This window comes from Kitasatospora sp. NPDC087315 (assembly GCF_044744345.1).
Classification (GTDB): domain Bacteria; phylum Actinomycetota; class Actinomycetes; order Streptomycetales; family Streptomycetaceae; genus Kitasatospora.
Map to the genome: position 1 here is coordinate 84,344 of NZ_JBIUYD010000004.1, position 25,926 is coordinate 110,269.

A 25,926-nucleotide genomic window follows, 5' to 3' on the forward strand; every position below is an offset into this window, starting at 1 on the left:
GACGCGCAGGTCGAATACCGCGCTACGGTACCCCTCCCCCAGGCCGGTGCGTGGGACGGGCCATGCCGGTGCGCGGGACGGCCCGGGGCAGGTGGGAGGCTCAGCCGCCCAGCAGCACGACGTCGACCTCGCTGCCGGCCGGCAGCTCGACGGCGTCCTCCTCCACGGTGATCAGGCAGTCCGCCCTGGCCAGCGCGCCGACCAGGTGCGATCCCGCCCCGCCGACCGGCTCGACCATGCCGTCGGCGGCCGAGTAGCGGCCGCGCAGGAACTGCCGCCGCCCGGCGGGTGAGCGCAGTGCCACCGGGCAGACGGCCCGGACCACCGGGCGGTGCACGTCGGCGGCGCCGAGCATGGTGCGGATCACCGGGCGGACGAACAGCTCGAAGGAGATGTACGCGCTGACCGGGTTGCCGGGCAGGGCGAGCAGCGGCACGCCGGCCCCGGCGCCGATCCGGCCGAAGCCCTGCGGCTTGCCGGGCTGCATCCGCAGCCGACGGAAGTCGACCCCGCCGTAGGACTCGAAGACCTCCTTGACCACGTCGTACGCGCCGACGCTGACGCCGCCGCTGGTGACGATGAGGTCGGCCCGGCCGAGCTGGTCCTCCAGGACGGCGCGCAGCAGGGCCGCGTCGTCCGGCACGCCGCCGACCCGGTAGGCGATGGCTCCGGCGTCCCGGGCGGCGGCGGTGAGGGTGAAGCTGTTGGAGTCGGGGATCTGGCCGGGTCCGACCGGCTCGCCGGGCTGGACCAGCTCGCTGCCGGTGGAGAGCACCACGACCCGGGGCCGGGGGCGGACCTTCACGGTGGCCCGGCCGATCGCGGCGAGCAGGCCGAGCTGGGCGGGACCGAGCCGGGTGCCCGCGTCCAGGACGCGCGCACCGGTGGCGACGTCGCTGCCGCGGCGGCGGATGTGGGCGCCCTCGGCGACCGGGCGCAGCACCCGGACCTCCTCGTCGGCGACGGGCGCGGTCATCGCGTCGGCGGCGCGGCCGGTGCCGGTGCCGCCGTCGGTCCACTCGACCGGGGCGACGGCCTCGGCGCCGGGCGGCACCGGGGCGCCGGTCATGATCCGGGCGGCCTGTCCGGGGCCGACCCTGGGCAGGGCGCCGGCGCCGGCGGCGATGTCGCCGACCACGGTGAGCGCCGAGGGGTACTCGGCGGTGGCGCCCGCGGTGTCGGCGGTGCGGACGGCGTAGCCGTCCATCGAGCTGTTGTCGAAGGGCGGCAGGTCGCCGTCGGCGATCACGTCCTCGTCGAGCCGGCAGCCCTGGGCGTCGAGCAGCTGGAGCTCGATCGCGGGCAGCGGGGCGACGGCCGCCAGGACGTCGGCGAGGTGCTCGTCGACCGTCCAGAGCCGGTCCGGGCGGGCGTCCGGTGCCGGGTCCGCGGATTCGTCGCAGCAGGCTGCGGCGGGGCTGGTGCTCTCCGTGGACCCGGTCATCGGCTCACTCACTCTCTGTCGGTGTGTCAGTCCTGCATCTCGGAGGCGACGAACTCACGGAGCCAGGAGCGGAACTCCGGGCCCAGGTCGTCACGCTCGGACGCCAGCCGGACGATGGCGCGCAGGTAGTCCGCGCGGTCGCCGGTGTCGTAGCGACGGCCCTTGAAGAGCACGCCGTGGACCTGGCCGCCGGTCTCCGGGTCACGGGTGGTCAGCTCGCGCAGGGCGTCGGTGAGCTGGATCTCGCCGCCGCGGCCGGGCTCGGTCTCCCGCAGCACGTCGAAGACCGAGGGGTCGAGGACGTAGCGGCCGATGACCGCGTAGTTCGACGGGGCGTCGGCGGTGTCGGGCTTCTCGACCAGGTCGGTCACCTGGAAGACGTCCTCGCCGAAGCCGTTCGCCTTGACGGCCGCGCAGCCGTACAGGTGGATCTGGGCGGGGTCGACCTCCATCAGGGCGACGACCGAGCCGCCGAGCTCCTGCTGGACCTCGATCATGCGGGCGAGCAGCGGGTCGCGCGGGTCGATGAGGTCGTCACCGAGCAGGACGGCGAAGGGCTGGCCGGCGACGTGCTGCTCGGCGACCGAGACGGCGTGGCCGAGGCCCTTGGGGTCGCCCTGGCGGACGTAGTGCATGTTCGCCAGGTCGACGGACTCGCGCACGCGGCGCAGCCGGTCCTGGTCGCCCTTGCGGGCGAGCAGCTCCTCCAGCTCGTAGGCGCGGTCGAAGTGGTCCTCGAGGGCGCGCTTGTTCCGGCCGGTGACCATCAGTATGTCGGACAGCCCGGCGGAGGCCGCCTCCTCGACGACGTACTGGATCGCCGGCTTGTCGACGACGGGCAGCATCTCCTTCGGCGTGGCCTTGGTGGCCGGGAGGAAGCGGGTGCCCAGTCCGGCCGCGGGTACCACGGCCTTGGTTACCGGAATTCGGGTGTTGGTCGTCGTCATGCGTTTACCTTACTAAGGCACGTTTTCGCCTGGCCGAGCGCGGTCGAACGGCTATGGCAGCACGTCGCGGGGCCCGGCCACAGTGGCATGCGTATGGGAAGTGACGGGGGAGGCGAGGGGGTCCCCTCCGACACAGGGCGACAGACTACCGGGCTTTCCCGAACGATCAGGTTCGGTCACGGAGCCGTTGTCCGACCGTGGGGAGACCACTGCGCGCCAGCAGTCGCCGCCCGCCGCGCGGGCCTCGGCGAGGGCCCCGTCGGCGGCTCTGAGCAGGACGGCGGTGTGGGTGCCGTGCTCGGGCAGGACGGCCACCCCGACGGCGGCGGTGAGCCCGTTGCCGTGCGGGGGGCGGCCCTCGCGCGGGCCGGAGGACCAGTCCAGCAGCAGGTGGCGGCGGACCGACCAGACCAGGCGTTCGGCGACCTGTGCGGCGCCCTCGGCCCCGGTGTCCGGCAGGACGATCAGGAACTCCTCCCCGCTGTACCGGCCGAGGGTGTCCGAGCGGCGGATCTCCATGCCGAGGCGCTGGGCGAGGTCCCGCAGTATCGCGTTGGCCCGGCCCCGGCCGTGCTCGGCGATGACCGCGTCGAAGCCCGCGATCTCCAGCAGCAGGACGGCCAGCGGGCGCGGCCCGCCCTGCTGGTCGGTCTGCTCGCCGCGGCGGGCCCGGCCGATCTCCCGGTCCAGGGTGAGCTGGAGGTGCCGGTAGTTCCACACCCCGGTGAGCGGGTCGCAGGAGGCGGTGCGTTCCAGCTCGGCGCAGCGGGCCTCCAGTTCGCCGACCCGTTCGCGCAGCCCGGCCTCGCGGACGGCGGCGGCGCCGTCCCCCCGGCGCAGCCGCAGCCCGAGCACGGTGGTGCCGGCCAGCGCGGGGACGCTGAGCGCGGCCAGGGCCTGGACCAGCAGCGGGGTGGACATCGGGGCGCCTTCCGCGTGTCAGGCTCTGAGCGTCACGGACCCAGAGCTGTGGAGGATCGCATGCACAACGAGAAGAGCGCGCTGAGGACACGGCTGCTGTCCGAGCGGCGTGCCCTGTCACCGCGGGCCCGGGAGGCGGCCGCGGACGCCCTGGCCGGGCACGCCGGGGAGCTGGCCGGGCCGGGTGCCACGGTGGCCGCGTACGTGTCGGTCGGGGCCGAGCCGGGCACCCGGCCGCTGCTGGACGCGCTGCGGGCGCGCGGGGTGCGGGTGCTGCTGCCGGTGCTGCTGGCCGACAACGACCTGGACTGGGCGGAGTACGAGGGGGCGGAGGCGCTCGCGCCGGCCGGGCGCGGGCTGGTGGAGCCGGTCGGCGCCCGGCTCGGCCCGGAGGCCGTCACCGGGGCGTCGCTGGTGCTGCTGCCCGGCCTGGCGGTGGACCGCCGGGGGCTGCGGCTGGGCCGGGGCGGCGGCTCGTACGACCGGGTGCTGGCCCGGCTGGGCCGTGCGGGGGCCCGGCCGCTGCTGGCCGTGCTGCTGTACGAGCACGAGCTGCTGGAGCGGGTGCCGGCCGAACCGCACGATCTGCCGGTGGACGTCGCGCTCACTCCGGCCGGGCCGCACCGGCTGGCGCGGTAGCGGGCGGGTGCCGGGCGAACGGGCGGCCGGGTGCCCGGCGGGCCGGAAACGACGGCGGCCCCGCCCGGGGTGGGCGGGGCCGCCGTGGCGGGGCGGGGTCAGCCGGTGGTGAGCACCAGCTTGTTCTTGGTCGCCTTCTCGACCGCGTCCGGCGAGTAGGCCCAGGTCAGCAGCTTGCCCTTGAGCCAGAGGTCGGTCTGGTCGTTGTAGTTGGGGTGGAAGGCGTGCCCGGAGGCGCCGCCGACGTTGACCCACCGCGAGGCGTCGAGGTCGCTCAGGTCGACGACCATCCGCATCGAGGGGATCCAGTCCACCTCGTACCCGGCGGCCGCGTTCCAGCCGGCCGCGTCGACCGCCGCCGAGCCGCCGGAGAGGCGGTACGGGCCGCGGTTGAGCAGCCGGTGGACCGCCCCGGAGGCGAGCGAGGAGTCGTCGGTGCCCAGGGTCTGCTCGCGCAGCGTCAGCTTGTGCAGGCGGCCCCAGCTCCAGGTGGAGACGTCCTTGCTGAGCAGCGCGGTGAGGTCCTGGCGGGCGTTCTTCATCGCCTCGGCGAGCAGGTGGTCAAGGCCCTTCTGCTCGTGGTGCTGCGAGTCGATGTACGTCCACCAGCTGCTGTCGGGCTTCTCCAGCTGCTGGCGCACCACCTCGGTCCAGCGGTCGCCGCCGTCCGGCTGGGCCTTGCCCGGGTCGCGGGTGCCGCACTCGGTGACGATGGGGGCGCTGGTGCCGGTGTCGGGCTTGGTCGGATCCGCCTGCTGACGCACCAGCAGACAGTTGCCCTTGGCCCGCAGGTCGGCCGGGAACTTCTGGCCGAAGGAGAGGCTGAGCAGCTGGCGCCAGACGCCGTTGTAGTAGGCGGCGGCCGCCGAGTCGGCGTCCTGGTGGTAGTTCCAGTCCTTCAGCAGGTCCTGCGCCTCACGCACGTACGGGTCGTCGATCGGCACCTTGAGCAGCAGCGGGACCAGCGTCTTGGCCAGGATGCTGGTGTTGTCGAGCTGCATCTCCTGCATGTCGTCCGGGGAGATCTTGCCGTTGTTCTTGAGCTTGGACTCGATCTGGTCGGTGATCTCCTTGGCCCGGGTGCCGTACTCCCAGTCCTTGGTCAGCAGGTACTTGTACGACGGATCGACCACGGCCTGGTTGGCGGTGACGATGTAGCCGGACGACGGGTTGATGCTGTACGGCAGGGCGCTGAAGGGGACCGAGCCCTTCCACTGGTAGGCCGAGTCCCAGCCGGGCGCCGGGTTGCTGCCGTCGCCCTTGCCGCGGATCGGGATGTTGCCCGGGGCCTGGTAGCCGATGTCCTTGGAGTCGGCGAAGATCAGGTTCTGGGCGGGGACGGCGAAGTCCTTGGCCGCGGCCCGGAACTCCTCCCAGTTCTTGGCGCGGTCCAGCTCGAAGACGGCGTCCATGGTCTTGCCGGGGCTGAGCGCCGTCCACTGCAGGGCGACGCCGTAGCCGCTGGTGGAGCGGTCCGGGGCGGCGCTGCCGTTCGGGGCGTACTTGCCGACGTTCTGCTGCTCGGTGCTCTGGTCGGAGATCAGCGGGGCACCGGTCTGGGTGGTGCGGACGGTGATGGTGCGGTCCTCGCCGCCGGCCACCTTGATGGTCTCCTTGCGCAGCTCGAACTTCACGTCCTTGCCGTCGACCTGGTAGGTGTCCGGGCCGGTGACCTTCTCCAGGAAGAGGTCGGTGACGTCGGCGCCGAGGTTGGTGAAGCCCCAGGCGATGTCCTTGTTGTGGCCGATCACCACGCCCGGCATGCCGGCGAAGGTGAAGCCCGAGACGTCGTACTGGCAGGTCGGCGAGACGGTGCGGCAGTGCAGGCCCATCTGGTACCAGACCGAGGGCAGGCCGGGGCCGAGGTGCGGGTCGTTGGCCAGCAGCGGCTTTCCGGTGGTGGTGTGGGTACCGGCGACCACCCAGGAGTTGGAGCCGATGCCCTGGCCCTGACGGCCGAGCATCTGCGGCATCGCGTCTATCCGGTCGGTGACGTCCTTGAGCATCGCCTTGGTGGCGGCCGCGCCCTGGGCGGTGGTCCCGGCACCGGCCTGGCTGGAGCCGTCGGCCGGGCGGTAGCTGTCGCCGACGACGGTGCCGGTCTTCACGATCGTGCCGTTGCGGGCGTACGGGTACTCCGGGTACAGCTCGGCGATCTTCTCCGGACTGAAGTCCTGGGCGAGCAGCGAGCGGTCGATCTCCTCCTGGAGGTTCCCGGAGAGGTTCCAGGCCATCGCCTTGAGCCAGGCGACCGAGTCGACGGGCGTCCACTGCTCGGGCTTGTAGCCGCTGTTGACGACGCCGAGCAGGGTGTACTCCAGCGAGGCGCTCTGGCCGCCGGGATGTTCGGCGAGCCAGGCGTTGACGCCGTCCGCGTACGCCTGGAGGTTCTTCTTGGTGTCCGCCGAGAGCTGGGTGTCGTACTCCTTCTGCGCCACCTGGCGCCAGCCCATGGTGCGGATGAAGGAGTCGGTCTCGACCTGGCCGTCGCCGAACATCTCGGAGAGCCGGCCGGCGGTGATGTGCCGTCGGACGTCCATCTCCCAGAACCGGTCCTGGGCCTGCACATAGCCCTGGGCGCGGAAGAGGTCCGCGGAGGTGTCGGCGTAGAGCTGCGGGATGCCGTTGGCGTCCCGCTTGACGTCGACCGGCGCGCTCAGGCCCGCCACCTTGACGCTGCCGTCGACCTCCGGGAAGGACGCGCGGACCGCGGCCACCCCCCGGTAGCCGCCGTAGCCGGCGCCGGCCACCAGCAGCATTACCAGCACGATCACGATCAGACGGGCGCGCCGGAACTTCTTCGAGCGGGGCATCTGGGTCCTTGCGGTCCTCGACTGGGGGGCGGGCGGGCGTGTCCAGGGCACTCGGCCATGGCAGGGCACCACATTAGGCCGAGTCGGCTGGCGGGCGTGCACGGGGGACGCTCACCGTGGGATCGGAGGAGGTCAACTGGGAAGCCCCGGACGCCCGATGAAGGCCTGTGTGAGAAGCGAAACTAAAGATATGGCAAAATGTTAGACTGAGTAACGATCCGCAAGGGGAGCATTGACCCTTGCCGGTCGGCTCCCCCTTCGGCCTCACCGCCGTCAGACACCCCGCCCGCCCCCAGCCCGCTCGAGGTGCCCCTGCGTGAATGTCGACCACCTGAACCAGCTGCTCCTCGAGTTCTCCGTGATCCTGCTGGTCGCGGTGGTTGCCGTGCGCATCTCGACCCGATCAGGGCTACCAAGCCTGCTGATCTATCTCGGGATCGGCGTCGCCCTCGGCCAGAACGGCCTCGGCGTCTCCTTCAACAACGCCGCGCTGACCCAGGTGCTCGGCTACGCCGCCCTGGTGGTGATCCTGGCCGAGGGCGGTCTCAAGACGAGCTGGCGCGAGGTCAAACCGGTGATGCCGGCGGCCACCGTGCTCGCCACCGTCGGCGTCGGGGTGAGCGTCTTCGTCACCGCCGCGGGCGCGCACTGGCTGGTCGGCCTGGACTGGCGCACCTCCATGCTGCTCGGCGCGATCGTCTCCTCCACCGACGCCGCCGCCGTCTTCTCGGTCCTGCGGATGGTGCCGCTGCCCCACCGGCTGACCGGCCTGCTGGAGGCCGAGTCGGGCTTCAACGACGCGCCCGTGGTCATCCTGGTCGTCGCCTTCGCCACCACCGGCGAGCTGGACTCCTGGTACGTCCTGATCGGCACGATCGCCGCCGAGCTGGCGATCGGCGCGGCGGTCGGCCTCGCGATCGGCAAGCTCGGCGCGTACGGCATCAAGCACGTCGCCCTGCCCTCCTCCGGCCTCTACCCCATCGCCGTCATGGCACTGACCGTGCTCGCCTACGCCGGCGGTGCCCTGCTGCACGGCTCCGGCTTCCTCGCCGTCTACATAAGCGCCGTGATCCTCGGCAACGCCAAACTGCCGCACGGCCCGGCCGTCCGCGGCTTCGCCGACGGCCTGGCGTGGATCGGCCAGATCGGCATGTTCGTGCTGCTCGGCCTGCTCTGCACCCCCGGGACGATGGGCTCCGCCGTGGTGCCCGCGCTGGTGATAGGCACCGTGCTGGTCTTCCTGGCCCGGCCGCTGTCGGTGATGCTCACGCTGACCCCGTTCCGGCTGCCCGGCCGCGAGCAGGCGCTGCTGAGCTGGGCCGGACTGCGCGGGGCGGTGCCCATCGTGCTGGCCACCATCCCGATGGTGGCGGGCACGCCCAGGGCCCAGGACGTGTTCAACATCGTCTTCATCCTGGTCGTGGTCTTCACCCTGCTCCAGGGCCCGACCCTGCCCTGGGTCGCCAAGCGGCTGCGGATCTCCGAGGGCTCGATGGGCCAGGACCTGGGCATCGAGTCCGCGCCGCTGGAGAAGCTGCACGGCCACCTGCTGTCGGTGGCGCTCTCCCCCGCCTCCCGGATGTCCGGCGTGGAGATCGGCGAGCTGCGGCTGCCGGCCGGCGCGGCGGTGACCCTGGTGGTGCGCGAGGGGAACAGCTTCGTGCCCGACAAGGCGACCGTGCTGCGCGGCGGCGACGAGCTGCTGGTGGTCACCACGGACGAGGTCGGCGAGGCGGCGGAGCGGCGGCTGCGGGCCGTGGACAAGGGCGGCAAGCTCGCGGGGTGGCTGAACGGGCGGGGTGACTGAACGGGCGGGTGGCCGGCCGGGCGGTCCCGGGCGGTGGGCGCGGGGGCTTCTCCCCGCGTTCACCGCTGTTCACCGGCCCGGCACCTTCATCCGGCGGGACAGTTTTGGATCTGCCCTGTAAAGTGGGGGTCAGCGCGCTATCTACGCGCGTATACGTATGATGGTTGATACACACCCAGCATCTGCCTGATGCAGAGTTGGCGCGACCGCTCGGCGGCCGCGGCCCGGCCCTCGGCGCACCGCGCCGGCCCGGCCCGGTAACTACCCCGGTCGACGCGCGAGAGGACGACTCTCGGCGCCGTCGGGGCCGTCCCATGTCCCTTCCGCGCTACCAGGCAGCAGGAAGGACCGACCGTGACGGCCCGCCGAACGGTCGACAACACCGCGGACACCCGCGCCGCCCTGGACACCGCGGACGCCCGTACCGCCCCGGACACCGGTGCCGGCGCGCCCGCCCGGATCGGGTACGGCGCGCTGCTGCGCACGCCCGGCGTCTGGACGTTCCTGGCGCCCGCGTTCGCCGCGCGGCTCCCCTACGCGATGCTCAGCCTGGGCATCGTGCTGCTGGTCCTCGACACCCACGGCTCGTACGGCACGGCCGGCAGCGTCGCGGCGGTCTCGGCCGTCGCCCAGGCCCTCATCGGCCCGCAGACCGGCCGGCTGGCCGACCGCTACGGCCAGGCGGCCGTACTGGTCCCGACCGTGCTGGTGCACGCGCTCTCGGTCGGCGCGCTGATCGCGCTGGCGCTCGGCCACGCCCCGGTCTGGAGCCTGTTCCTCGCCGCCGCCCCGGCCGGCGCCAGCGTGCCGCAGGTCGGCGCGATGGTCCGGGCCCGCTGGGTCGCCAAGCTCTCCGCGGACGGCGCGCCCGCTGCCAAGCTGAACACCGCCTTCGCCTTCGAGTCGGTGACGGACGAGTTCACCTTCGTGATCGGTCCGGTGCTGGCCGGCGCCATCGCCACCTCGGTCAGCCCGTCCGCCGGGCTGATCGGCGAGGCCGCGCTGACCGTGGCCGGCGGGCTGGCCTTCGCCGCCCAGCGCCGCACCGCCCCGGCCCGGCACCCGCACCAGCCCGGCGTCCGTCGTGCCTCCGCGCTCGCCTCCCCGGGCGTCCGGCTGCTGGCCGGCGTGTTCCTGGGGGTCGGCTCCGTCTTCGGCGCCATGCAGGTCTCGGTGACCGCCTTCGCCGACTCGGTGGGGCGGCACGGGGCCGGCGGCATCGTGTACGGGGTCTTCGCCGGCGGTTCGATGCTGGCCGGTGTGCTGTACGGTCTGGTCGCCTGGCGCAGGGCCGCGAGGCACCGGCTGCTCGCCAGTTACGCGCTGCTGGTGCTCGGCTGCTCGACGCTCTGGGCGATGCCCGACCTGGTCGCGCTGACGGCCGCCGGGCTGGTCTGCGGCCTCGCCATCGCCCCGACGCTGATCACCGGGTACACCCTGGTCGAGACGCTGGTCGCGGACGGCGCCAAGACCGAGGCCTTCACCTGGCTGACCGGTGCCATCGGCCTCGGTCTGGCGACCGGGTCCACGGTGGCCGGGCAGCTGATCGACGGGTGGGGCCCGTCGGCCGGGTTCCTGGTGACGGTGGCCGGTGCCGGGCTGGGCCTGGTGACGCTGATCGCGTTGCGGCACCTGCTGGTCGCGCCGGGCGTGGCCGGTTCGGCGAACTCGGCGGGCACGCCGGACTCGGCGGGCGCGGTCGGTTCGGTGGACTCGCCGGGCGTGGAGGCGTCCGGGCGGACCGCGACGGCGCAGCTGGTGGGCGCGGTCAAGGGCTGAGCCGACCGGTCCGGGCGGTGGTCCGCGGTCGCGCCCCGGCTCATCTCACACCGGAGTCGCTGGACTGATCCAGCGGAATGCCGCATCATTGACCATCGTTAGCACTCATCAGGCGAGAGTGCCAGGAGGAAGACAAGTGCCCACGTACCAGTACCAGTGCACCGAGTGCGGCAACGGCCTGGAGGCGGTGCAGAAGTTCACCGACGAGGCACTGACCACGTGCCCCGACTGCCAGGGGCGGCTCCGCAAGGTCTTCTCGGCCGTGGGCGTGGTCTTCAAGGGCTCGGGCTTCTACCGGACCGACAGCCGTTCGTCCTCCAGCAGTTCGGTGGGCGCCGCTTCGTCGTCCCCGGCGGGGGGCCCGTCCTCGGTGTCGTCCGGCGCGTCGTCCCCGTCGACCGCCGCTTCGAACGGCTCGGCCCCCGCGGCGAGCCCGGCTCCCGCGGCGAAGTCGGCCGGCTGAGGCCGGAGCGGCTCAGGCCGGGTACCGCCGAACCTCTGGCACCCCGGCCGATCCAGGCATTCGAAAGGTCCGTTGACCCGTTTTTTGGCGGAGTCGGCGGGCCTTTCGCATTCCCGTCGCATTCCCGGAAACGGGCAGGCTCACCCGTGTGGGTGTACGAAGTTATCCACAACCCCGGGTTTTCCACAGGATCCGAAAGAGGGGTTCCGTCCGCCGTGGGCGCGGCGCAGAGTGTGGGTCACAAGAGACCGGCCCGGTTGGGGCCGGCGCCCTGCGACCACCGGTGGTGCCCGATGACGACCCCGAGCTTCACGCTCCCCCTCCCCCTCACTCTCCCGCTCTCGTCCCCGCTGCCCCGCGCCCCGCAGTCGGCTCCGGCCCGGAGATACACCGCTCCGCCGCCCGCGCCGGCCGTCCCGCCGCAGCGGGAGGTGCCCCGGTTTCCGCCGATCCGGCGCGGTGCCGGCGGGTGGCACCGGCTGTGGCACCCCGTACGGCGGCGGGGCGGGGTGCCGGTTCTGGTCCTGCTCGCCGTGGTCACCGCGCTCGCCAGTGGACCGGCGCGAGCGGCGCTCTGGCCACCGGGAGCCGCGGCCCTGCACCAAACGGGTTGCCAATTGGGAAAGGAGGAAGATCACCCGTAACCGGACAACGACTTCGTCGTTCACGCGACATGAAAGGCTTCAAGGAATTCCTGCTGCGTGGAAATGTCGTCGACCTCGCCGTCGCCGTTGTCATCGGTGCGGCTTTCACCAACATCGTCAACGCCTTCGTCAAGGGCGTAATCAATCCGATCGTCGGAGTTTTCGGAGCCAAGGATCTGGCGTCCTACAGTTCCTGCCTCAAGGGTCCCTGTACGGTCAGCGCGACCGGCGAGGTCACCTCCGGCGTCTTCATCCTGTGGGGCTCCGTGCTCAGCGCGGCCCTGCAGTTCCTGATCACCGCGGCCGTCGTCTACTTCTGCCTGATCCTGCCCATGACCAGGTTCGCCGCCAAGCGCAAGAGCCTCGCCGAGACGCAGATCGAAGCCGAGGCCAAGGAGGTCGTCCTGCTCACCGAGATCCGCGACGCGCTGGTCACGCGGGAGCGCTGACCGCCCCCGCCGACGGCGGACCCGTCGACCCCTTCAGTCCCCGTGGTGCGGCGGGCGCTGGCTCAGGTACCAGTCCAGCCCCCGTCCGCCACCGCCCCCGGAGCCTGCTCCCGGGCGGTCGCCCCAGCCGGCGTCGGTGTCGTCCCGGGACTGCTGGTCCAGCGGGTCCCGGAAGACCAGCCGGGCCTTCGGCGCCTTCTTGTCCTCGTTCCCGCCCTTGGCGCTCTCGGCACTCTCGGCGCTCTCGGCACCCCGTACCGAATCCTGCTCGCTCACCGACCCGCCTCCGTTGTTCACTGTCGTCCCGATCCCCTGCCGCTTCTACCCGTACCCCCACCTGCCCCTACAGCCTAGAAGCTCGCCGAGCCGCCGCCGTCGGGAGAGAACGGGCCTTGGTGCGGAGCGCTCCGCAGCACGGCCCGCCACGACGGTCACGGCACGCACAGCACACCCGCACGCGGCCTGCCGGCCGCTCCCCTCGGGCTGGGAGATCAGGCAGCTCAGGCAGCCTCGAAGCCCGAGTGGTCGGCGATCCGCTTCAGCTCGGCCAGCGCGTGCTTCTCGATCTGGCGGATCCGCTCACGGGTCAGCCCGTGCTGCTTGCCCACCTCGGTCAGGGTGCGCTCGCGGCCGTCCTCCATCCCGTACCGCGACCGGATGATCGATGCCGTACGGTCGTCCAGCCGCCCGATCAGACCGTCCAGCTCCTCACGGCGGAGCATGACCATCACGGCGTCCTCGGGGGAGGTCGCTCCGGTGTCCTCGACGAGGTCGCCGAACTGGGTCTCACCCTCGTCGTCGACCGACATATTGAGGCTGACCGGGTCCCGGGCCCAGTCCAGCACGTCCTTGATCCGCGCCTCGGTGGTGTCCAGCTCGGCCGCGATCTCGGCCGGCTCGGCCTCGCGGCCCAGCTCCTTGGACTTCTCCCGCTGCACCCGCCGGATCCGGCCCAGCTCCTCGACCAGGTGGACGGGCAGCCGGATGGTGCGCGACTGGTCGGCGATCGACCGGGTGATCGCCTGCCGGATCCACCAGGTGGCATAGGTGGAGAACTTGAACCCCTTGGCGTAGTCGAACTTCTCCACCGCCCGCACCAGGCCCGCGTTGCCCTCCTGGATGAGGTCCAGCAGGGGAAGGCCACTGCGCGGGTAACGGCGCGCCACAGCGACCACGAGACGGAGATTGGACCGGATGAAGACGTCCTTGGCGCGCTCGGCGTCCTCGGCTATCGCCTCCAGCTCCTTGCGCTTCACGCCTTTCGGCAGTTCGCCCGCTTCCAGCAGGTGCTGGGCGTACACACCGGCCTCGATCCGCAGCGAGAGCTCGACCTCCTCGGCGGCATCGAGCAGGGGCGTCCTGGCGATCTCGTCGAGGTACATACCGACCAGGTCGCGGTCGGCCTCAAGGTTGGTCGGGCGGGCCGCGCGAGTCCGGTCGGCCCTGTCGCGAACGACGGCACGGGTGGCCATGCTTGCTCCCTTTGCTGGTATTGCCGGGGTCTGCCTGCCTGCCCCGAGAGGGCAAGAAATGCGGGCCCCGCAGGGCTCACACGTAACGATCCAACGAACAGATTCCGGACAACATTCCCAAGTCGCTCAGATTCTTCCAGCGATGCAGTATCCTGCCGATTTTCACCCCGGTTTTGGACGGAGGGTGACCACCCCGACACATCGGGTGCCAATCGGGCGACCGATTCGGAACGGACACCCCGTTGCGGCACACCGCTTCGCAACTCCTCCACATCGTGAACCCATGGGCCGCCGCCCACGTTCCCGCACCGTCCGGCCAACATTGCCGCCGGACCCGACGGCGAGCGCCTTCGCTTTCACCGGCGCACACACCCCGGCGTGCGCAAGTTCTCCGCACAAAAGATGCAAAATCGCTATCACCCCGCTGCCCGATCGGCCCGGCGCACTGGGAAGGTGTCAGCCATGCACCTGACCAACAGCGCATCCACCATCACCCCGCGTGACCGTCGCCTGCTCCGGTATTCGGCACTCGCGGTCGGCTGTGCCGCGTTGTTCGGCGTCCTGGCGGCCCTGGTGCAGACCGGCTGGCACCCGCTCAGCGCCCTCGACCACGGCTGGATCGACCGGATGCACCGCTACGCCCGGGAGCACACCGCCGGAACGGCCGCGGTGCAGACGCTCTCCGACATCGGCGGCACGATCACCATGCGTACGCTGCTGGGCATCGCCGCCCTCTGGCTCTGGCTGATCGGCGCGCGTGTGCTGGCCGGCTGGGTGGTCGCGCAGACCCTGGTCGGCTGGGGTGGCCAGTGGCTGCTGAAGCTCTCCTTCGACCGTCAGCGGCCGCACTTCAGCGACCCCGTCTCACACGCCGGCGGCCCGGCCTTCCCGTCCGGTCACGCGATGGCCTCCGCGATCACCTGCGCCGTCCTGGTCGGGCTGCTCTGGCCCCGGGTCGGGCGCGGCGGGCGCATCGCCGCCTGCGCCGTCGCCGCGGTGACCGTGCTGACGATCGGCTGGACGAGGACCGCCCTCGGGGTGCACTGGCCGAGCGACGTCCTCGGTGGCTGGCTGGCCGCCGGAATCGTGCTGGGTACGGTCACCACCGTCATCGAGCTCTGGCGCCCCGGCGCCCTGGCCCGGGACGTCCGACGGGTCAACTGGCGGACCAGACCCCGGGTCCAGCGCGTCCTCGTCTCCCCGGCCGGCCCCGCCCCGGGTGGCCCGGCCCTCGACGGCACCCTCGGCAGCACTCTCGGCAATGCCTACGACAACGCCCTCGACGAGGGCACCGGCCACCCGGACAGCGCGGTCCGCTGACGCGCCTGCCGCGTGGCCGCTCCGGACGGCGGCCACGCGCTTGGCTGTCCTCGTCGGCCGGCCGTCAGACCGCCCGCATCGCGGCCACGACGGTCATCCGGCCGACCCGCCGGGCCGGCAGGACGGCGGCGGCGAGCCCGGTCAGCACCGTCAGCACCAGCGCCGCCAGCACCAGCAGGACCGGCGGGCCACCGGTCGTCCCCAGCGTGGAGGTGACCGACCGCGCGGCCGCCCAGCCGTAGGCCAGCCCGAGGCCGGTACCGACCAGCGCGCCCGCCGTCGAGAGCAGCACCGCCTCCAGGGTCAGCATCCGGCGCAGCTGCTGCCGGGACATCCCGATCGCCCGCAGCATGCCGATCTCCCGGGCACGCTCGCTGATGCTGAGCATCAGGGTGGCCGCGACACCGAGCCCGGCGATCAGGACCGAGAAGCCGAGCAGCGCCATGGTGATCAGCATCATTCGGTCGAGCAGCGAACGCATGGTCTCGGCCTGGGCAGCCGTGTCGACGACGTCGACGTGCGGATATCCGCCCAGCGCCCGGTCCATCGCCCGGCGGGCGGTGAGCCGGTCGGCGCCTTCGGCGGGACTGATCCACACCGTGGTGACGGCCGCACCGGGGGCGAGCCGCTCCATGGTCGCCGGGGTCATGAACAGCGCGGCCCCGGTCTGGAGCGTGAACGGCAGGGCGCTGCGCCCGGGTTCGACCCGCAGGGTGGTGCCGGGCTGTCCCACCGCCCCCGCGACCTGGTGCGCACCGGCCGCACCGGTGCCCGCCGGACCGTCCCCGAAGCCGGTCAGCGCGGCGCCGTCGGCCAGCGCGCGGGCCCGGTCGACGCCGTCGGCGGTCGCGTTGAGCCGGGCCGGGTCGGCGCCGGCCACGAGCAGACTGCGGCCGTCGACCTCCAGGGTGGCCGAGCGGACGGGTGTGACGATCAGTCCGGGCTCCGCACCGAGCGCGGTGACCGCCCCGGCGGGCAGCGGAGTACCACCGGTGGCGGTGGCCGAGAAGACACCGGGCTGGCGGGCGGAGAACGCCGGCACCAGGGAGTTGGAGGTGATCTCCAGCGCGGTGACGGCGCTGACCATCACCGTCACACCGAGCAGCAACGCCGACCCGGTGGCCCCGGTCCGGGCCGGGTTGAGCCGCAACTGCTGCGTGGCGAGCCGCCCCGCCGTGCCGCAGAGCCGTCGGGCCGGTGCCCCCAGCGCGGCGACGACCGCGGGCAGCAGTCGGTGGCAGAGCCGCAGCACGCCGAAGAAGCTGCTGATCGCACCGAGGGTGACGGCGAGCAGCGACAACGGCGGTCCGGCCACCACCCCGGCCGCCAGCAGACCGACGCCCGCCACCAGCAGCAGCACGGACAGCGCGGCGGCGCGCAGCCGGGCCGTACCGCTGCCGGCGCTGTGCGCGCCGCCGAGCGCGGCGATCGGCGGCACCGCCGCGGCGGCCTTCGCCGGGCCGCGTACGGCGAGAACGGTGAGTGCGACGCCGAACAGCCCGGCCAGCACACAGGTGAGCGGGGACGGCATGAGCGAGAGGTGCACCGGTCCGAGGTCGACGGTGCCGGCCAGCGCCGTCCCGACCGCGCACAACCCGGTGCCGAGCAGCACTCCGGCGGCCGACGCGCCCGCGCCGAGCAACAGGCCCTGACGGCGGATCAGTCGCCGGATCTGGGCACGGTCGGCGCCGACACACCGCAACAGGGCGAGCTGGCGGGTCCGCTGCGCCAGCACGACGGCGAAGGTGTTGCTGACCACCATGCGCGCGACGGCGAGGGCGATCAGCACGAACGACAGCGCGGCTATCAGCACCACCCCGTAGAGCGTGCGGCTCTGCTTGGTCGCCTCGGCGACGGAGGCCTCCCGGGTGCGGACCTCCGTCTGGCCGTCGAGGACGCCGCGCAGCGCCTCGGCGGTCTGCGAGCGGGAGGTGCCGGGAGCGAGGCGGAGGTCGAGCCGGGTGCCGCTGACGCCGGTCGCGTACCGCTCCACCTGCCCGTCCGGGACGGCGACCACGGGCCGGCCGGCGAAGCTGGGCGCGCCGCGCCCGTCCAGGGTCCCGACCAGCCGGACGGTGGCGGTGCCGCCGTCGGCCAGGGCCAGCCGGACGTCCGCACCTGGCGCGGCGTCGATCCGCCGCGCGGTCTCGGCGTCGAGCAGCACCTCGCCGGGGCCGCCCGGCCACCGGCCGTCCTTGAGCAGTTGCCACCGCAGGGCCGGGTCGGACGCCACGGAGCTCACCACGGCGGTCTCGTCCAGCGGCAGACCGGCCGGGGTCAGTACGCCACCCCTGCCGGTCTGCCGCAGCGAGACCTCCGTCACCCCGGCCACCTGCCGCACCCGGGCGGCCGTCCCCTCGTCCAGCACACTCTGCGCCGTGGCCCCGGTCACCTGGAGATCGCCCGGCCCCACCTCGGCGGCCGCCGTCTGGCTGAAGGAGTCCACCAGCGCCCCGCTCCCGCTGACCGAGGCGATCAGAAAGGCCACGCCCATCGCGATCGCCGCCCCGGTGAGGAGCAGTTGCCGAAGCTGTCCGCGCAGCTCGGCCATGGTGTACCTGTACGTCGTCATCGTTCCTCGGTTTCACGCCTCTGATCAGCCATGATGCGCCGTCAGGATCATGAAGAGCCTACGGAGCGACAGCGTCCGCTTCCGTCGCCACAACGTCGGTTCCTTGATCATCCCCGAGGCGGACCCCGTCCCGTCCGGCCTCCTCCCCCGGGCGTAGGCCGACCCTCACCTCCCCCGAAACCCGGCCCGGGCCCATGGCCGGCGAACCGGCGGCGGGGGCGGCGGCGCTTCCCGGGCGGCCCCGCCCCGGCCACGTGTACCGCATGTGCGCCGGAACGCCACAGGCCCTCCAGCCCGGGTGGGCGGAGGGCCTGTGACCTGTGCGTTCTCTGTGCCCCAGGCAGGATTCGAACCTGCGACACCGGCTTTAGGAGAGCCGTGCTCTATCCCCTGAGCTACTGAGGCGGGGCTTGTCGAGGACCTTGCCGAAACCCGGAAGGGGCTTCGGGCTGGTTGGACAAACGCCCTGGTCAGGCAGTGGGCACGCGCTCCCGGCGACACCCGGGGAAGGGTGGCGCCCGTGTCCGCAGCGGGACAGCCGACTGACCGATGACAGACTAGCGGATCGGACTGCTGGAGATCTCCCCCTGCTGCGCCCCGGCCCCTGTTCTGTTTGTCGACACCTCGTTGATCTGCGTGTTTGCCGGCCGGGTGGCGCTGCCCGGGCGGTGACCCCGGCCGCCCAGGCGGAGCGGCTCCCCCGAGATCGCGGCCGCGTGCGGCCACGAGGTGGCGGCACCGCCCGGGTGGTCGGCGGTTCAACCGGGGGAGCGCCGCGGCGCCGGCCGGTCGAAGGCCCGGCTCCCGGGCGGTACCGCCCAGATCCCCCGAGCTCAGTCAGCCGGCACGATCTCGATGGTGAACAGGACCGGTTCCCCGTCCGGCTGGCCCTGCTGCTCATGCTCGAACCTCAGCTCCCCGGTTCCGGGCCGCACGGCACGGAACAGGAAGGAGTGGGCTCCCGACGAACCCGGGATCTTGCCGGACAGTTCGGCGTCGCTGAGCAGCTCGAACGACTCCGGGCCCCCGATCAGCGGCGTGTAGCGCCAGTCGGATCCGATGCTGGCGTTGGTCTCCAGGTCCACCACGACCAGCCCGTTGAGCTGGACCTGGAGCGGCCTGCCCAGGTCCGCCTGGGACAGGACGAGGAACTGCGTCGGCGCGGTGACAGACGTCATCGTCATTCGCTCCTTCCGAGAACGCGGGACCCGGACACGATCACGGGTTCACGAGAGCCGTGACCCTGCTCGTCCGATGTCTTCGGAGCGGCTTCCCCCGCGCGCCCCCGCATGCCGGTGACATGGTCCCGGGCGCAGCTCCGGCCCCGCGTTCCCCAGCGTAGGCACGCGGGCACCCGTCCTCATCCGTACCGGCCATTCGGGTGAACGGATGCCTGTGGGGCCTCGGCCGCGGGCGGATCGTCCTGGTGTCTCCGGTGCGGGGACCACCCACCCGGCGAGGCCGGAATCCACGACCGGCTCGACGTCGGTGCCGACGCGTTCGGCACGTCACCGGATCGACCGGCCGGCTTCGGGGATCCGGCCGATCCGGCCCCGCCCCATCGTCACTGTCGGCCCTCGATCGGCCGCCGCTCGGCGGTTGTGCCGAGCGGATCCGGCGGGGCCGGACGGGCCGGGCGGCTGGAGGGCCGGGTGGCGATGGGGCGTCAGGAGCAGTCCAGTAGCCTGCGAAGGACCCAACCGCTCCATCGCCACGACGAGGCCTGCCCGATGAGACCAGCTGCCGCTTCGAGCACGGTTGTCCGACTGCTGGGGCAGGTGTGGCTGTGGCCGGCGCTGGCCATGCTCGCGGTCGGGACGTACCGGCTCGGGACGCCCGAGCTGTGGCGGGACGAGGTGGCGACCTGGACGGTGGCCACCCGGTCGCTCGGTGATCTGCTCCGGCTGCTGCAGCACATCGATGCCAGCAACGGGGCCTACTACCTGCTGATGCATGGCTGGACGGCGCTGTTCGGCGACTCGGCGATCGCGCTGCGGCTGCCCTCGGTGCTGGCGATGGCCGGCGCGGCGGCGTTCGTGGCGCTCACCGCGGAGCGGCTGTTCGGCGGGCGGGTCGCGGCGATCGGCGGGGGGCTGCTGTTCACGGTGGTGCCGCTGGTCTCGCGGTACGCGCAGGAGGCCCGCTCGTACGCGCTGGTCACCTGCGCGGTCGCGGCGGCCACCTGGTTCCTGCTGCGTGCGCTGGAGCGGCCGGGGCTGCGGCGCTGGGCGCCGTACGGCGTGGCGATGGCGGCGGCGGGCGCGGGGCATCTGATCTCGCTCAGCACCCTCGCCGGGCAGCTGATGGTGGTGGCGCTGCACCTGTGGCGCACCCGGGGCGCGGTGGAGCGGCGGCTGTTCTGGCAGTACCCGCTGGCGGTGGGTGCGGCGGCGCTGCCGGTGGTGCCGGTGGTGGTGCTGGGCAGCCGGCAGTCGGGCCAGCAGCTGGGCTGGATAGGGACGCCCTCGCTGAGCGAGCTGTGGCACTTCGGTGAGCCGCTGTTCGGCTCGGCCTCGGTGTTCCACAGCTTCGTCCTGCTCGCGCTGCTGGTGCTGGTGCTGCCCGCGCGGCGGCTGCCCGCCCTCCAGCTGCTGCTGCTCGCGGTGGTGCCGGTGGTGGGCGTCTGGCTGGTGTCACGCGGCAGCACCTCGTACTTCGTCGACCGGTATCTGCTGTTCACGCTGCCCGCCTGGGCGGCGCTGGGCGGTGGCGGGGTCCGCGCGGTGTACACGACGGTGGCGGCCGCGGCCCGGCGCAGCCGGACGCCGGGGCAGCTCCGGGCCGCCGGGGCGCTGCTGGCGGTCGGGTTGCTCGCGGTGCCCGCGCTGGTGGCGCTGCCCAAGCAGTCCTCGGTGCGGTACGCGGGTTCGCACTCGCGCTCGAAGGAGCCCTACCGGGCGGCCGCCGGGCTGATAGCGGCCGGGTACCGGCCCGGGGACGGGCTGGCGGCCCCGCTCGGCGACCAGAGCTGGGCGATGATCTGGGCGGGTGTCTCCTACTATCTGCCGGACGGTGTGCGACCGTCCCCGGTCTTCGTCGAGCGCAGCGCCCTCCAGGCGGAGGGCCTCTTCCCGGTCGGCTGTCCGCGGCCCGCCGAGTGCGTGGGGCAGGGGCAGCGCATATGGCTGCTGGTGCTCGGGGACACCGCCGATCCGCTGGCCGCGATGCCGGAGGACCAGGCGCGGGTGCTCCGGTCCCGGTACGGCGCGCCGGGCCGGGTGACGCCGCTCGGTGGGGTGACGCTCGCGCTGCTGGACCGTACCGGCTGAGCCTGCGGTCCGTTCGCGGGCGCGCGGCCCGGATGCGGGTGGCCGGGGGCCGGGTGACCATGGAGCCCGGTGATCAGGGCGCCCCGGACGCCCGTCCGGCGGCGGCCGAGGAGGACGAGCCCGTGAGCGAGCAGCCGACCGGTCCGCCCCCGGGCGACGACGGCAGCGGCGGGCGCGGGACCGGCGGCAGCGGCAGCGCAGGCGGGGACGGGAAGCCCCCGGACGGCGGGAAGTGGCGGCGGACGGCCCGGCTGCGGGAGCGGTCGGCGGAGCTGACGCGGTTCGCGCGCGGGCTGCCCGACCAGGTGCCGCTGGTGGGCCGGGCGGTCGGCCAGCTGCTGCGGGTGAACCTGCTGGACTGCGCCACCCGGCTGGCCGCCCAGGCCTTTCTGAGCGCACTGCCCGCGCTGTTCGTGGTGTCGGTGTTCGCCCCGACGGCGATCCGCACCGGTGTGCTGGACTCGCTCCGTACCGAGCTGGGCGTGCAGGGGGCGGCGCAGCAGTCGCTGCAGCAGCTGCTGGCGACGAGCCACGAGGAGGACACCGGCTTCGGGGTGGTCGGCGCGCTGGTGACGCTGCTGTCGGCGACGGCGCTCAGCCGGGCGATGCAGCGGGTCTGCGAGCGCTGCTGGGAGCTGCCGAGGGCGGGCACGCGCCTGGCGGCCTGGCGCTGGCTGGTCTGGCTCGCGGTCTGGCTGATCTGGCTGGCCTTGCAGACGCCGGTACGGGACGGTTTCGGCGCGGGCGCCTGGCTGGGGCTTCCGCTGGCCTTCCTGAGCACCACCGCGCTCTGGTGGTGGACGCAGCACCTGCTGCTGGGTGGCCGGGCGCGCTGGCTGCCGCTGCTGCCGGGGGCGCTGCTCTGCGGGGTGACGGTGATGGCCCTCGGGGTGGCGGCGCGGATCTATCTGCCGCACGCGATGGCGAAGAGCGTGGCGGAGTTCGGCGCGTACGGGGTGATCTTCACCGGTCTGTCCTGGCTGATCGTGCTGTTCGCCGGGTTGACGCTGGCGCTGGCGCTGGGCCGGGTGGTGGCGGAGGAGGAACCGGTCGCGCACGTTCTGGGCACCCGCACCGAACCGGGCGTCTGGGGCGGCACCCGGTTCTGACCGCGCGTTCCGGCGGCGCCCGGGGCCGGAACGGCGGGAGGGGGAGCCGGCCGGGCCGGCTCCCCCTCCGTCAGGGCCTCAGGGGCCGGTGGCCGCTCAGAGCGTGCGGGTGAGCCGGGAGAGGATGGACGGCGGGGTCAGGTCGGACTGGAGGACCACCGGGACCTCGACCCGGTTGTCGCCCTCGCCCGAGCGCAGAACGCCGACCTCGGTCCCGGCCTGGGCCTTGTGGCCGATCTTCGCCGGGTCCAGGGTGAGGGTGGCGGTGATGCCGGGGAAGCCGGCCACCGTGAGGTCCTTGGCCGCGACGACCGGGACCTTGCCGCCGAGCCCGTCGTCGACCTGGCCGACCACGTCGCCCTGCTTGACGGGGGTCTGTCCGGTCAGCCCGTTCTGGGCGGCCTGGATCTGCTTGGCGCTGACGTTCTGGACCACCTTGAGGATGCCCTCGGTGGCGGTCGCGGGCTGGCCGAGGGTGACGCCGAGGATCAGCCGCCTGACGCCGCCGATCTCCTTGTACGCGGCCCACATCAGGCAGCCGCCGGCCGGGGTGCTGGAACCGGTCTTGACACCGATGATCCCGTTCTTCGGGGAGATCAGCTGGTTGGTGTTGTAGATCTTCTGGCCGTTGAAGGTGGTGTCGGGAGTGGAGACGATCTGCCGGAAGACCTCGTTCTGCATGACCCGCTCGGCGAGCTTCAGCTGGTCCTTGGCGGTGCTCTTGGTGTCGGCGATGAACCCGGCCGGGTCGGCGTAGACGGTGTTGGTCATGCCGAACGCGGCGGCGGTGTCGTTCATCTTCTTCACGAACGCCTCCTCCGAGCCGGAGTCCCAGCGGGCGAGCAGCCGGGCCACGTTGTTGGCGGAGGGGAGCATCAGCATCTCCAGCGCCTCGTACTGGGTGAGCTGCTGGTTCTCGACGAGGGTGACCTTGGACTCGTCGACGTTGCCGGACTCCTGGGCGGCCTGCTTGTCGACGGTGATCTTCGGGCCGCTCTCCCCCTTCTTCAGGGGGTGCGCCTGGAGGATCAGGTAGGCGTTCATGACCTTGGTGACGCTGGCGATCGAGGCCGGCGTCTCCGGGCCGGAGCTGCCGAGGCTGCCGACCCCGACCACCTCGGCGGCGGACTGCCCCTTGGCGGGCCAGGCGAGGTCGAGCGGGTCGCCGCCGAAGGCGAAGCTGCCCGGGGAGGTCGACTTCACCCTGGTGTTCGGCAGCGGCCGGAGCAGCTGGGCGGTCGCCACCGCGCCGAGGACGACGGCCAGGAAGACGGTCCAGATGGTGATCCGCTTGAGCGCGCGGCGAAGCGGCGAGACCGGGCGGGCGTTGAGCGCCGCCAGGACCTCCATGGCCTCGGCCGTCGTCTCCGGCCTCGGCATCGGCTCGGGGACGGGCAGCGGCTCGGGCCTCGGCAGCGGCGGTGCGGGCGGCACCGGCTGCCGGTCGGGCGTGGGGAGCGGCTCGGGGACCGGGACCGGTACGGGCTTCGGGGCCGGCTTGCGGGCGGGCTCGGGCTTCGGTGTCGGCTCCGGCTCGGGCGTCGGCTCCGGCTCAGGGACGGGCTCCGGCTCGGGGACGGGCTCCGGCTCGGGGACGGGCTCGGGAACGGGCTCGGGCTCCGGCCCGGGAACGGGGGCCGGACCGGGCAGCGGCTTCGGCGCCGGCGGTTCGGGGACGGTACCGGCGGCGGGGGTCCGGGACGCCCGGGGCTTCTCCGGCTTCCCGGCCGGCTCGGACTCGGCGGGCTCGGCGGGCTGCTCGGGCTGTTCGGCGGCCTCCGTCTCGGCCTGGTCCACGTTCCGAACGTCCTCGGCCTTCTCGGCCTTCTCCGTTTCCTCTTCCTCGGGCTTCTCGCCCTTCTCCGCCTTCTCGACGTCCGCGGCCTCGGCGGCGCCCTCGGCAGCTCCCCCGGCGCCCGCGGCACCCCCGGACCGGTCCGCCTCCGGTGCGTCGGCCGTCTTCTCCACCGCCTTCGCGACCCCTCCCGCCCCGGCCGCCACGGCCGTCCGGATCGCAAGACGCGGATCGACGGCGGCCGGGCGCTCGGCCGGCGCGGCGGCGGCACCCGTCGGCGTTCCGGCCGCCTCTTCACCGCTCTCACCGCCGTCACCTGCGGAACCGTCAGGGCCCACCGGCCTCAGCACCTCATCGGGCAGGCGCAGCGCGGTGGTCGCGTTGTCGACCGGCAGGCGCAGCATGGTGGTTCGGGTGTCCACATCCCGGACACGGAGCTGCACGGTCGAGCCGGCCTTCGCCACTCGCGGCGCACCGCCCGCCGCGGGTTCGGCGGCGCCGTCGGCCCCGGTTCCGTCGGCGGCCCCGGTTCCGTCGGCGGCCCCGGTTCCGTCGGCGGCCTCGGCTGCGTCGGCGTCGTCCGGCTCGGCCGGAGCCGCGGCCCTCGCCGCCGAAGCGGCGGCCGGAGCGCCGGCCGGAGCGGTACCGGTGCCGACACCGGCCCGCTCGCGGTCCCGCTCCTGCTCCCGCTCGCCGTCCCGCAGCACCCTGTCGGGGGACTCGCCCACGTAACCCAGCCTCCTCAACGCCCGGCGGGGCACCGGCAGACCCGATTTCGGGAAGCCGACGCCCCGCCCCATGTACCAGTACAGTCTCCGCCACCGGCGGCCGTTCCGACCGCCCACACCCCGCCCGACCGGCGCGTATTGTCGCCGCACGGCCGCACTCCGGGCTGTCCCCCGGTCAGACGCCCACCCTGCCGCCGCCGGTTCCCCGGCCCCGCCGCAAGGTCACGATTCGGAGGCGTACTCGACAAGCCCGTGTGAGAGGCGTCACGCTGTCATTCATCCACGCGGGGAGGCTTGGATGGGCAAGAGCCGCAGAACTGTTCCCGAGGAACTCTTGTTGCTCGCTTTGGACCCGACCACGGGCACCACGGCGCAGCCGCAGACCCTCGACCTCGGACTTGCCGGGGCACAGCTCGTCGAGCTGTCCCTGGCCGGACGGATCGTCCCGGAGGGAGACCGGATCGCCGTGGTGCTGCCACGGCCGACCGGCGACCCGACGCTGGACCACGCACTGGAGTTGCTGCGCCGACGCGGCAGCCCGGTTCGCGCTGCGCACTGGATCGGCGGGCCCCGGCTGGGGCTGCGGCAGACCTATCTGGCGCACCTGGAACGGTGCGGCATGGTGACCGCCGTGCCGGGCCAGGTGTGCGGGGTCCTGCCGACGACGCGCTATCAGGCGTCCGACGACTGCACCAACGCCGCGATAAAGCAGCGGCTGGACACCGCGATCCGCACCGGCGTGCCGCCGGACCCGCGGACGGCCGCGCTCGCGGCCCTGGCCCACTCGGTGGGTCTGGGCAAGCACCTGTACCCGGGCAACGAGGGGCGGTCGTCGCGGTCCCGGCTGCGCGATCTGATCCGCTACGACCCGCTGGGCGGGATGGTCGCGCACGCCGTGATGGACGTGCAGAACGGCCTGCCGGCCCAGCAGAACCGCTCGCCGCAGGGCGGCGCCCCGGCCGGCACCGGCCGTCCGGGTCAGCGCACGGCGGGTCGCGGCGCGGCCGGCGGGCGGGCCACACCGTCCCGCGTCGGCGTCCGCTGACGGAGGCTCCCGAGGGCTCCGGCCGCACCACCGACGCCGACCGCGTCACCGACCGCACCGACCGCACCGACGGCCGTGTCGACAGACGCACCGGCCGTCGGTCGTCGGGCCGGTCCCACGGCCCGACGAACCGGTCCCACGGCCCGCACGGCCCGTCCGGCGGCCCGTACGGCCGCGCAGGTTCCCGGCGGGAACGTCGTCCGGCGCGCGAGGCGGCGCGCGGCGCATCGCTCGCGCCGCCAGTCCGCGGCGGGCTCCCGAGTGAGTCACCCGGGTGAGCAACCCCGGTGACAGCGGCGGGACCGAGCAGTACCCAGCAGGGAAGAGGGGCGATCGCCCGCGACGGAAGTCGCCCGGCGACCGCCCCTCTGCCGTCCCCGCCCCCGGCCCGGATGCCACGGCGGAGACCGGTCCACAACACCCGGGCACGTGCCATCAGCATGTGCGTCAGCGGATACCGTCTCCGCAACACCCGTTCACCGCCACCGCGGCCCGGCCGCGGCACCACCACCGCACCACGCACCACGGCAGCACCACCGCCATCGCACCATCACCGCACTACCGGATCGAGCCGCACCACCGCCATACCATCCGGAGGCACCTGCCGTCTCGCCGAAGCGCTTTTCTGATGATCCGATCTACCGCGCTCATGCGATTCCCCGGCGCCGACCTGATCCAAGGTGACATGCTGCTCCAAGTCAGGGGGGTTG

General features: G+C 73.2%; 18 protein-coding genes and 1 tRNA gene. 9 read left to right on the forward strand and 10 right to left on the reverse strand.

Going from position 1 to position 25,926, the window contains the following annotated elements; translation table 11 throughout:
• Nucleotides 1–100: 100 nt before the first annotated feature.
• The 3 genes from glp to ACIO5D_RS07365 are packed head-to-tail and all read right to left on the reverse strand — an operon-like array spanning nt 101 to nt 3,312.
• The gene (glp, locus tag ACIO5D_RS07355; protein WP_400794225.1) at nt 101–1,444 is read right to left on the reverse strand and encodes a gephyrin-like molybdotransferase Glp; all 1,344 of its coding nucleotides are present in this window, start codon (nt 1,442–1,444) and stop codon (nt 101–103) included.
• A 26-nt stretch (nt 1,445–1,470) separates the two neighbouring features.
• On the reverse strand, nt 1,471–2,391 hold the full coding sequence (gene galU / locus ACIO5D_RS07360; RefSeq protein WP_363606922.1) for a UTP--glucose-1-phosphate uridylyltransferase GalU: 921 nt from the start codon (nt 2,389–2,391) through the stop codon (nt 1,471–1,473).
• 51 nt (nt 2,392–2,442) lie between these two features.
• Nucleotides 2,443–3,312 carry a GGDEF domain-containing protein gene (locus ACIO5D_RS07365; RefSeq protein WP_363606920.1) on the reverse strand — a complete coding sequence of 290 codons (870 nt, stop codon included), beginning with the start codon at nt 3,310–3,312 and terminating at the stop codon, nt 2,443–2,445.
• Between the two features lie 60 nt (nt 3,313–3,372).
• Here ACIO5D_RS07365 and ACIO5D_RS07370 point away from each other — a divergent pair, with 60 nt between their 5' ends.
• Complete coding sequence (locus tag ACIO5D_RS07370; RefSeq protein ID WP_363606918.1) at nt 3,373–3,951, forward strand: 5-formyltetrahydrofolate cyclo-ligase; 579 nt, start codon at nt 3,373–3,375, stop codon at nt 3,949–3,951.
• A 98-nt stretch (nt 3,952–4,049) separates the two neighbouring features.
• Here ACIO5D_RS07370 and ACIO5D_RS07375 read toward each other — a convergent pair whose 3' ends face one another.
• Complete coding sequence (locus ACIO5D_RS07375; RefSeq protein WP_363606916.1) at nt 4,050–6,764, reverse strand: penicillin acylase family protein; 2,715 nt, start codon at nt 6,762–6,764, stop codon at nt 4,050–4,052.
• A gap of 316 nt (nt 6,765–7,080) precedes the next feature.
• Between ACIO5D_RS07375 and ACIO5D_RS07380 the strand changes: the two genes are divergently transcribed.
• From ACIO5D_RS07380 to mscL, 4 genes are all read left to right on the forward strand, one after another.
• On the forward strand, nt 7,081–8,571 hold the full coding sequence (locus tag ACIO5D_RS07380) for a potassium/proton antiporter (RefSeq protein ID WP_363606914.1): 1,491 nt from the start codon (nt 7,081–7,083) through the stop codon (nt 8,569–8,571).
• 402 nt (nt 8,572–8,973) lie between these two features.
• Nucleotides 8,974–10,350 carry an MFS transporter gene (locus tag ACIO5D_RS07385; protein ID WP_400657125.1) on the forward strand — a complete coding sequence of 459 codons (1,377 nt, stop codon included), beginning with the start codon at nt 8,974–8,976 and terminating at the stop codon, nt 10,348–10,350.
• Between the two features lie 136 nt (nt 10,351–10,486).
• Nucleotides 10,487–10,813, forward strand: coding sequence for an FmdB family zinc ribbon protein (locus ACIO5D_RS07390; RefSeq protein ID WP_363606913.1), 327 nt, complete (start codon nt 10,487–10,489; stop codon nt 10,811–10,813).
• A 673-nt stretch (nt 10,814–11,486) separates the two neighbouring features.
• Nucleotides 11,487–11,906 (forward strand): large conductance mechanosensitive channel protein MscL, encoded by a 420-nt coding sequence (gene mscL, locus ACIO5D_RS07395; protein ID WP_400794228.1) that lies wholly within the window; start codon nt 11,487–11,489, stop codon nt 11,904–11,906.
• A gap of 33 nt (nt 11,907–11,939) precedes the next feature.
• Here mscL and ACIO5D_RS07400 read toward each other — a convergent pair whose 3' ends face one another.
• Nucleotides 11,940–12,182 carry a hypothetical protein gene (locus tag ACIO5D_RS07400; RefSeq protein ID WP_400794230.1) on the reverse strand — a complete coding sequence of 81 codons (243 nt, stop codon included), beginning with the start codon at nt 12,180–12,182 and terminating at the stop codon, nt 11,940–11,942.
• Between the two features lie 224 nt (nt 12,183–12,406).
• Nucleotides 12,407–13,378: a sigma-70 family RNA polymerase sigma factor gene (locus ACIO5D_RS07405; RefSeq protein WP_363606909.1), complete on the reverse strand. Its 972-nt coding sequence runs from the start codon at nt 13,376–13,378 to the stop codon at nt 12,407–12,409.
• A gap of 462 nt (nt 13,379–13,840) precedes the next feature.
• Between ACIO5D_RS07405 and ACIO5D_RS07410 the strand changes: the two genes are divergently transcribed.
• Complete coding sequence (locus tag ACIO5D_RS07410; RefSeq protein WP_363606908.1) at nt 13,841–14,698, forward strand: phosphatase PAP2 family protein; 858 nt, start codon at nt 13,841–13,843, stop codon at nt 14,696–14,698.
• 64 nt (nt 14,699–14,762) lie between these two features.
• On the opposite strand, the gene ACIO5D_RS07415 is transcribed toward ACIO5D_RS07410, so the two are convergent.
• The 3 genes from ACIO5D_RS07415 to ACIO5D_RS07425 form a co-directional block, all read right to left on the reverse strand.
• The gene (locus ACIO5D_RS07415; RefSeq protein WP_400794232.1) at nt 14,763–17,270 is read right to left on the reverse strand and encodes an FtsX-like permease family protein; all 2,508 of its coding nucleotides are present in this window, start codon (nt 17,268–17,270) and stop codon (nt 14,763–14,765) included.
• A gap of 332 nt (nt 17,271–17,602) precedes the next feature.
• Nucleotides 17,603–17,675 (reverse strand) — tRNA-Arg (locus tag ACIO5D_RS07420).
• 428 nt (nt 17,676–18,103) lie between these two features.
• Nucleotides 18,104–18,448 carry a protease inhibitor I42 family protein gene (locus ACIO5D_RS07425; RefSeq protein ID WP_363606906.1) on the reverse strand — a complete coding sequence of 115 codons (345 nt, stop codon included), beginning with the start codon at nt 18,446–18,448 and terminating at the stop codon, nt 18,104–18,106.
• Nucleotides 18,449–19,048: 600 nt separating this feature from the next.
• Between ACIO5D_RS07425 and ACIO5D_RS07430 the strand changes: the two genes are divergently transcribed.
• Nucleotides 19,049–20,539: a glycosyltransferase family 39 protein gene (locus ACIO5D_RS07430; RefSeq protein WP_363606904.1), complete on the forward strand. Its 1,491-nt coding sequence runs from the start codon at nt 19,049–19,051 to the stop codon at nt 20,537–20,539.
• A gap of 122 nt (nt 20,540–20,661) precedes the next feature.
• A complete protein-coding gene (locus ACIO5D_RS07435) occupies nt 20,662–21,648 on the forward strand; it encodes a YhjD/YihY/BrkB family envelope integrity protein (RefSeq protein WP_363606903.1) in 987 nt (328 codons plus the stop codon).
• 96 nt (nt 21,649–21,744) lie between these two features.
• Here the strand turns inward: ACIO5D_RS07435 and ACIO5D_RS07440 are convergent, their stop codons facing one another.
• Nucleotides 21,745–24,171 (reverse strand): hypothetical protein, encoded by a 2,427-nt coding sequence (locus ACIO5D_RS07440; RefSeq protein ID WP_400794234.1) that lies wholly within the window; start codon nt 24,169–24,171, stop codon nt 21,745–21,747.
• 298 nt (nt 24,172–24,469) lie between these two features.
• Between ACIO5D_RS07440 and ACIO5D_RS07445 the strand changes: the two genes are divergently transcribed.
• Entirely contained in the window at nt 24,470–25,216 is a 747-nt protein-coding gene (locus ACIO5D_RS07445; RefSeq protein ID WP_363606901.1) for a GPP34 family phosphoprotein, read from the forward strand.
• The last annotated feature ends 710 nt before the right edge of the window (nt 25,217–25,926 follow it).

Bases quoted from the DNA above. Each gene is read 5' to 3' on its own strand.
- galU (WP_363606922.1), bottom strand. From the start codon at position 2,391: ATGACGACGACCAACACCCGAATTCCGGTAACCAAGGCCGTGGTACCC.
- ACIO5D_RS07375 (WP_363606916.1), bottom strand. From the start codon at position 6,764: ATGCCCCGCTCGAAGAAGTTCCGGCGCGCCCGTCTGATCGTGATCGTG.
- mscL (WP_400794228.1), top strand. From the start codon at position 11,487: ATGAAAGGCTTCAAGGAATTCCTGCTGCGTGGAAATGTCGTCGACCTC.
- ACIO5D_RS07410 (WP_363606908.1), top strand. From the start codon at position 13,841: ATGCACCTGACCAACAGCGCATCCACCATCACCCCGCGTGACCGTCGC.
- glp (WP_400794225.1), bottom strand. From the start codon at position 1,444: ATGACCGGGTCCACGGAGAGCACCAGCCCCGCCGCAGCCTGCTGCGAC.
- ACIO5D_RS07365 (WP_363606920.1), bottom strand. From the start codon at position 3,312: ATGTCCACCCCGCTGCTGGTCCAGGCCCTGGCCGCGCTCAGCGTCCCC.
- ACIO5D_RS07370 (WP_363606918.1), top strand. From the start codon at position 3,373: ATGCACAACGAGAAGAGCGCGCTGAGGACACGGCTGCTGTCCGAGCGG.
- ACIO5D_RS07415 (WP_400794232.1), bottom strand. From the start codon at position 17,270: ATGACGACGTACAGGTACACCATGGCCGAGCTGCGCGGACAGCTTCGG.
- ACIO5D_RS07425 (WP_363606906.1), bottom strand. From the start codon at position 18,448: ATGACGTCTGTCACCGCGCCGACGCAGTTCCTCGTCCTGTCCCAGGCG.
- ACIO5D_RS07405 (WP_363606909.1), bottom strand. From the start codon at position 13,378: ATGGCCACCCGTGCCGTCGTTCGCGACAGGGCCGACCGGACTCGCGCG.
- ACIO5D_RS07445 (WP_363606901.1), top strand. From the start codon at position 24,470: ATGGGCAAGAGCCGCAGAACTGTTCCCGAGGAACTCTTGTTGCTCGCT.